Annotated in this window: 3 protein-coding genes; all 3 read right to left on the bottom strand. The window is 67.1% G+C overall.

Annotated elements, in window-relative coordinates; translation table 11 throughout:
- Positions 1-75: 75 nt before the first annotated feature.
- From K9U40_RS22640 to K9U40_RS22630, 3 genes are read right to left on the bottom strand one after another with little or no spacing between them, the layout of a single operon-like run.
- A complete protein-coding gene (locus K9U40_RS22640) occupies positions 76-531 on the bottom strand; it encodes a VOC family protein (RefSeq protein ID WP_414114755.1) in 456 nt (151 codons plus the stop codon).
- A gap of 1 nt (position 532) precedes the next feature.
- Positions 533-907: an SUF system Fe-S cluster assembly protein gene (locus tag K9U40_RS22635; protein WP_282892349.1), complete on the bottom strand. Its 375-nt coding sequence runs from the start codon at positions 905-907 to the stop codon at positions 533-535.
- A complete protein-coding gene (locus K9U40_RS22630) occupies positions 904-2151 on the bottom strand; it encodes a cysteine desulfurase (protein ID WP_282892348.1) in 1248 nt (415 codons plus the stop codon). Before K9U40_RS22630 ends, K9U40_RS22635 begins: the two co-directional genes overlap by 4 nt.
- Positions 2152-2216 lie beyond the last annotated feature (65 nt).

Genomic DNA, 2216 nt, shown 5'->3' with positions numbered 1-2216 from the left:
TCCCTGCCCTCCCCCGCAAGCGGGAGAGGGTTCACCGCCGGGAATCGGTTTCGCTCCGCATCGCCCGGCCCCGGTTCAATAATTCGCCCAGAGCCCGGGGCTGGCGATCTCGGCGAGGTTGCCGTCGGGGTCGCGGAAATAGAGGCTGGTGGAGCCCCTCGGCCAATGCACCTCGCCCTCGATGGCGACGCCGTGGGCCTGAAGGTGCGCCCGCCACGGCTCGATGTCGTCCGCCGCCACGGCGAAGGCGAAGTGCAGCCGGCCGGCCCCGTCATGGGGCGGGATGGCGCCGCCGAACGGCAGGGGGATGGCCTCATCCGCCGTGCCGCGCCTGAACAGCAGCAGCACCGTGTCGCCCACCGGATAGGCGGCGAAGCGCGTGTCGGAGAGCATGGGCGTAAGACCCAGCACACCTTCGTAGAAGGCGGTGGCGCGCGCAAGGTCGTCCACGTAGAGGCCGGTTTCGACCACCCGGCCGAGCGGCGGCGGGCGGGTGGACGGCGGAGCGGAAGGCGCGCCGCCCACCGTCACCTCACCACAGGTTGAGGGTGGCGCGGGCTTCTTCCGACATGCGGCCCTGGTCCCACGGCGGGTCGAAGGTGATGTCCACCTTCACATCGCAGATGCCCGGCACCGACGCCACGGCGCTCTCCACCATGCCCGGCAGCTCGGCCGCCGCAGGGCAGTTGGGGGTGGTGAGCGTCATTTCCACCGCGACGCTGCGGTCGTCGGCGATGTCCACCTTGTAGATGAGGCCCAGCTCGTAGATGTCCACCGGGATTTCGGGGTCATAGACGGTCTTCAGCGCACCGACGATGCTGTCGGTCAGGCGCTCCAGCTCAGCCTCGGCAATGGAGGACTTGATCTGCGGCATATTCGCCTGCTCGGTGGTCTTCGTCTCGGTCATGCGAACAAATCCTGCGCCTTGACGAGGGCGTCCACCAGACGGTCCACGTCGGCGCGCGTGTTGTAAAGGGCAAAGGATGCGCGGCACGTCGCTGTTGTCCCATATCGGGCCAAAAGCGGCTGGGCGCAATGGGTGCCCGCCCGCACTGCAACACCGTAGCGGTCGATGATGGTGGCCACGTCATGGGGATGGGCGCCCTTCATCTCGAAGGAAATGATGCCACCCTTGCCCGGCGCGGTCCCGATGATGCGCAGGGAATTGAGCGCTCCCAGGCGTTCGTGGGCATAGACGGACAGATCGTGCTCGTGGGCGGCGATGCGCTCGCGGCCGATGGAGTTCACATATTCCACCGCCGCGCCGAGCCCGATGGCCTGAACGATTGGAGGTGTTCCAGCTTCAAATCTGTGGGGCGGCACGCCATAGGTCACGTCATCTTCCGTCACCTCGCGGATCATTTCGCCGCCGCCCTCATAGGGCGGCATGTCCGCCAGGAGGTCCAGCTTGCCGTAGAGCACGCCGACGCCGGTGGGCGCATAGAGCTTGTGGCCGGTGATGGCGTAGAAATCCACGTCCAGGTCGCGCACGTCCACGGGCATGTGGACGATGGCCTGGCAGCCGTCCACCAGCACCCTGGCCCCCACCGCATGGGCCGCCGCCGCGATCTCCTTGATGGGCGTCACCGTGCCCAGCACGTTGGACATGTGGGTGATGGCGACGATCTTCGTGCGCTCGGACAGAAGGCCCTTGAACGCCTCGAAGTCGAACGCGCCGTCCTCGCGCACCGGCGCCCACCTGATCACCGCGCCCTTGCGCTCGCGCAGGAAGTGCCACGGCACGATGTTGGAATGGTGCTCCATGATGGAGAGCACGATCTCGTCGCCCGGCTGGATCGACTGCCCGAGCGAGCTGGCCACCGTGTTGATGGCCCCCGTGCCCGAGCGGGTGAAGATGATCTCGTCCACGCTCGCCGCATTCAGGAAGCCGCGCACGCTCTCGCGCGCCTGCTCGAACGCCTCGGTGGCGGCATTGGCGAGAAAATGCAGGCCGCGATGGACGTTGGAATATTCCCGCTCATAGGCGGTGACCATGCGCTGGATCACCTGCCGCGGCTTCTGCGCCGAGGCGGCATTGTCGAGATAGGTGAGCGGATGGCCGTTCACCTCCAGCGACAGCGCCGGGAAGTCGCCGCGCACCTTCTCCACGTCGAAGGTGCCGTTGGTGACGGCGGGGTGAATGTGCGTCATGCCAGAACGTCCTTGCTAAAGCCTGCCGGCAAAGCCCTCTCCCGCTTGCGGGGGAGGGTTGGGAG

Source organism: Xanthobacter autotrophicus, assembly GCF_030015065.1.
Lineage (GTDB): Bacteria > Pseudomonadota > Alphaproteobacteria > Rhizobiales > Xanthobacteraceae > Xanthobacter > Xanthobacter autotrophicus_D.
This window is presented reverse-complemented; position numbering and strand designations above follow the sequence as displayed.